The 4,627-nt window shown below is 67.0% G+C and carries 5 protein-coding genes and 1 pseudogene; all 6 read left to right on the top strand.

Annotated elements, in window-relative coordinates; all coding sequences use genetic code 11:
- A pseudogene (locus EOA28_RS39025) lies at nucleotides 1-191 on the top strand (Rieske (2Fe-2S) protein); the annotation flags it as partial.
- Nucleotides 191-823, top strand: a complete 633-nt coding sequence (locus EOA28_RS25715; RefSeq protein ID WP_127249324.1) for a glutathione S-transferase family protein — start codon at nucleotides 191-193, stop codon at nucleotides 821-823. The pseudogene EOA28_RS39025 and the gene EOA28_RS25715, both read left to right, overlap by 1 nt.
- Before the next feature lie 33 nt (nucleotides 824-856).
- Nucleotides 857-2,659: an adenine deaminase C-terminal domain-containing protein gene (locus EOA28_RS25710; protein WP_128315419.1), complete on the top strand. Its 1,803-nt coding sequence runs from the start codon at nucleotides 857-859 to the stop codon at nucleotides 2,657-2,659.
- Nucleotides 2,660-3,586, top strand: coding sequence for a LysR family transcriptional regulator (locus EOA28_RS25705; protein WP_127249326.1), 927 nt, complete (start codon nucleotides 2,660-2,662; stop codon nucleotides 3,584-3,586).
- A gap of 106 nt (nucleotides 3,587-3,692) precedes the next feature.
- A complete protein-coding gene (locus EOA28_RS25700; protein WP_127249327.1) occupies nucleotides 3,693-4,193 on the top strand; it encodes a thiamine pyrophosphate-binding protein in 501 nt (166 codons plus the stop codon).
- The coding region (locus tag EOA28_RS25695; protein WP_128315418.1) for a thiamine pyrophosphate-dependent enzyme at nucleotides 4,190-4,627 on the top strand (438 nt) is incomplete at its 3' end. The genes EOA28_RS25700 and EOA28_RS25695, both read left to right, overlap by 4 nt.

Here is a 4,627-nt window from a genome sequence, read left to right as displayed (position 1 = left end):
CGCTGACGGTTGGCAACGACATGCTTCTCCTCGGCCTGCATAGCCTTTCCGGAGAGCGCACGGCATTGCATGTCGTCATCGCCGGACCTGCCGCACGCTATGCCGGCAAGGGACAGGCGCATTTCCTGGCCTGGACGGCCGAACTGCGCCACCGCATCGAGACGCAGCCGGCAGCAGCGGTGGCCGCGTGATGGCCGGGATCGTCCTCTACAACTACGAGCTTGACGAGAACTGCTACAAGGTGCGGCTCGCGCTTTCGATGCTCGGCCTCAAATGGGAGCCGATCGCGGTCAACGCCTTCCCCGGCAACGAGCAGACGACGCCGCCCTTCCTGGCCATGAACCCCCTCGGCACACTGCCGATTCTGAAGGACGGCGACCTGACCCTGTTCGGCGCCGAAGCGATCCTAGCGCATCTCGCCCGCGCCAATGACGCCACTGGCAAATGGCTGCCGGCGGAGGGCGCCGACTTCGCCGGCGTCATGCAGTGGCTCGTCTTCTCGGCCGGCGCGCTGGCGGTCGCGGCCGAGGCGCGCCGCAACTCCCTGTTCGACACGCCGGGCGACGGCGAGGCGCTGCAGGCATCGGCGGGCAAGCTGTTGCGCATCATGGACGACCACATGATCGCGCGCGGCTACGAGGGCCTCGACTGGTTCGCGGCCGGCCATCCCACGATCGCCGACATCGCGCTTTTTCCGGCCTTCGCGCTCAGCCGCGATTTCGGGATAGACCACGATGAATATGCCGGGCTGCGGCGCTGGGGACGGCGCGTCCGTTCGCTCCCCGGTTTCGTGACCATGCCGGGCATTCCGGACTATTATTGAGGCGCAGACGCCCAGGCAGAAGGCAGAAAAGTCATGAGCAATCTCAGCCGCTTCTCGGTACAGCCGCTCTCGACCATGACGCGGAGGCTGGCCGACGTCGCCTTCGGCAGGCAGGAGCCCGACCTGGTCATTGCCGGGGCGCGCGTGCTGTCGACCTATTCCGAGCGCATCCTGGTGGGCCGGGAAGTCTGGATCTCGGGCGGGCGCATCGCCGCGGTGAAGCCCGCCGGTACCTACAAGGGAACCGCCGCCAGGGTCTACCAGGCCAAGGGCGGCATCGTCGCGCCGGGGCTGGTCGATCCGCACATCCATATCGAATCATCGATGGTGACAGCCTGCGCCTATGCGGAGGCCGCTCTGCTCAACGGCACCACGACAATCTTCTGCGACAGCCACGAGATCGGCAACGTGATGGACGTCGCCGGCGTCGAGGCGATGCTGGAAGACGCCCGCCAGGCGCCGCTTTCGATCTTCCTGACCGTGCCCAGCACGGTGCCGGCCACCTCGCCGCAGCTCGAAACGGCCGGCGGCGACCTGACGGCGGAAAAGATCGGCGCGCTGTTCGACAAATGGCAGGAAGCGGTGGCGCTCGGCGAAAAGATGGACTTCGTGCAGGTGGCGATGGGCGACGAGCGCAGCCATGCGATCCTCGCGGCGGCGCTCCAGCGCGGCCGCCCCGTCTCCGGCCACGTTTACGGCCGCGAATTCGTGGCGGCTTATGCCGCCTCCGGCGTGACCGACACGCACGAGGCGATCGACCGCGAGATCGCCGACGACATGCTGGAGGCCGGCATCTGGCTCTTCCTGCGCGGCGGCCCGCCGACGACGCCGTGGCACTCGCTCCCGCAGGCGATCAAGACGATCACCGAGCTCGGCGCCTCGCACAAGCGCGTCGCCGTGTGCACCGACGACCGCGACGCCGACGATTTGCTGCTCTTCGGCCTCGACTGGGTGACGCGCGAAGCGATGAAAGCCGGCATGAAACCGGAGCAGGCCTGGGCGATGGGCTCGCTGCACGGGGCCACGCGCTTCGGCATGGAAGGCGAGATCGGGGGGTTGGGCGGCGGGCGTCGCGCCGACCTCGTGCTGCTCGACGATTCCTACAAGCCGGTGAACACCTGGTACGGCGGCGAACTGGTCGTCGAAGACCACAGGATCACGCCGGTCCTCGACCGCGCGCTTTCGCAGCGCTACCGCTATCCCGAGGCGGCCTACCACACGGTGAAGCTGCCGAAGGCGATCAGGCTCACCCCGGACCTTCCGATCGAAAAGGTCGTGGCGCACACCATACGGACCGAGCTGCCGGGCATCACGCTCGGGCACGAGCGGATCACGCTCGAGCCGGCGAACGACTGGCAGACGCATTTCGACCGGCACGGGCTCTGCTTCGTGACCGTGGTGGAACGGCATGGCAAGTCCGTCGGCAATGTCGCGCACGGGCTGCTCAGCAACTTCGCGCTGAAGCGCGGCGCGGTCGCATCCTCGGTCGGGCATGACAGCCACAACATCATCGTCGCGGGCGTCAACGAGGTCGACATGCAGGTCGCGCTGCGCGCGCTCGAGGAGAAGCAGGGCGGCGTCTGCGTGGTCCATGACGGCAAGGTGACCGCGATGGTCGACCTGCCGATCGCCGGACTTCTCTCGGACAAGCGCGTCACCGAGGTTGCGGAGGAGATGAAGGTGCTGAAGCGCGAATGGGAAGCGGCCGGCTGCTCCATCCCCTATATGGGCTTCAACCTCATCCCGCTCTCCGTGATCCCGGAGATACGCATCACCGACAAGGGACTCGTGCTGGTGCCGGAGATGACGATCGTGCCGGCCTTCGAGGCGGCCTGAGTGGATCCCTATCGCCTCGGCCTCGTCTCGCCGCGTATCCACTATTTCCAGCTGGTGGCGCGGCTGGGCTCAGTGCGGCAGACCGCGCAGGTGCTTAACGTCGCGCCGTCCTCCATCAGCCGCCTCGTCAAGGCGCTGGAGGACGAGATCGGTACGCCGTTGTTCGAGCGGGTGCGGCAACGCCTGAAGCTGACCAGCGCGGGTGAGCTGCTGCTCTACCACGCCAAAGTGAGCACCTCCGAGCTTGGCCGCGCCTGGTCGGAGATCAACGACCTGCGCGGCCTCAACCGCGGCGGCGTCTCCGTGACCGTGGTCGAGAGCGTCGCGCGCGGCCTCATGCCGGCCGCGCTCAAGGAGTTCTGGGAGCGTCACCCGCTGATCACGGTCGACGTGCGGGTCGCGGGGTCGCAGCAGGCGTGCGATGCCGTGGCGGAAGGCGACTGCCAGCTTGCGCTCGCCTTCGACGTGCAGGTGCCGCGCAGCGTGCGCAAGATCGCGGCAGCCACGCTGCCGCTCGGCGTGGTCGCGCATCCGGACAGCCGTTTCGCCGGCCGCAAAGAGCTGAAGCTGTTCGACCTTTCCGGCGAGCGCGTTATCCTGTCGGACGGCAGCCTGGCGCTGGGGCTTTCGGTGGAGGAGGCTATCAGCCGCTCGATCATCGATCTGACACGGCGCTCCCGAACCAATTCGATCGGAATGATGATCGAACTTGCCAAGCTCAACCTCGGTACGGTGCTGCAGACGCGCATCGGCGTCGAGGCGGAGGTCGCCGACGGCACACTGATCTTCGTCCCGCTGCATGACGCCAAGATACCGCCACGCCGGCTGATGCTGCTCACTCGGCCGGAGCGCGAGATGTCGGACGCGGCCTCCGCCTTCGCCACGCAACTGGCGCGGACGGTAGAGCGGCTCGGAAACGGTCGATGACCACCGCCGCCTGTTGTTGCGTTCCACGCATCGTATCGCGGCTTCCTTTTGCACTATTCGGAACATCTCCTTTTCTGCGAACCTGCGTCGGCAGGAGAGAATTCGCATGAAGAAAAGCGCGGTGGACGCCGTCATTCGCGGACTGAAAAGAACAGGAGTGTCGATCGTCTGCTACCTGCCTGATTCGCTATTCAAGGAACTCTACCCGGCGCTCGACGCCGATCCCGACATCAGGACGATCCGCGTCACCAACGAGGGCGAAGGCGCGGCCATCTGCGGCGGCGTGTTCCTGTCGGGCAAGCGGGCCGCGCTGGTGATGGAGAACTCGGGTCTCAGGGCCTCGGTCGAGCCGCTGGCGCGCATGGGCCTGGGCGCCGGCATCCCGGTCGTCATGCTGATGAGCTACCGCGGCGAGCTCGGCGAGAACAACTGGTGGGCCATCCCCCACGGCATCACCATGGAGCCGGTGCTGGACGCGTTGCGCATCCCCTACCGCGTGGTGCGCGACGAGGAAAAGATCGAACGGGCGATCGCCGACGCCTACTCCTGGTCTTACGCCTCCTATTACCATTCGGCGATCGCGCTCGGCGGCGAGGTGGTGCGATGAAACGCTTCGACTGCATGAAGGCGCTCGCTGCCCGGCTGAAGGACGAGCTGGTGATCCTGTCGCTCGGCGGCAGCGTCGACGAATGGTACAACGCCGCGCCGCATATGCGCGAGGCGAGCCTCTTCCAGCAGCAGCTCGGCTGCGTGACCCCCCAGGCCTTTGGGCTGGCGGCCGGCCTGCCGCACCGGCGCATCGTCTCGCTCGACACCGATGGCGGACTGCTCTTCAATCTCGGCATCCTCGCCACGCTCGGCAATGAGCAGCCGAAGAACCTGCTGGTCGTCGTCTGGGACAACGAGCAATATTTGTCGATCGGCGGCCCGCCGACCCACACTGCCTTCGGCCGGGTGGACCTCGCCGCGATCGCCCGTGGCGCCGGGGTCGAGGACGCCTATCTGGTGCGCACGCTCGACGAGTTCGACGCCCACTGCAAG

This window comes from Mesorhizobium sp. M2A.F.Ca.ET.067.02.1.1, assembly GCF_004023285.1.
Lineage (GTDB): Bacteria > Pseudomonadota > Alphaproteobacteria > Rhizobiales > Rhizobiaceae > Mesorhizobium.
Note: the sequence above shows the minus strand (reverse complement) of the source record. Positions and strands in the feature narration are given on the sequence as shown.

Coding starts and splice junctions, on each gene's coding strand:
- EOA28_RS25700 (WP_127249327.1), top strand. CDS start 3,693: ATGAAGAAAAGCGCGGTGGACGCCGTCATTCGCGGACTGAAAAGAACA.
- EOA28_RS25710 (WP_128315419.1), top strand. CDS start 857: ATGAGCAATCTCAGCCGCTTCTCGGTACAGCCGCTCTCGACCATGACG.
- EOA28_RS25715 (WP_127249324.1), top strand. CDS start 191: ATGGCCGGGATCGTCCTCTACAACTACGAGCTTGACGAGAACTGCTAC.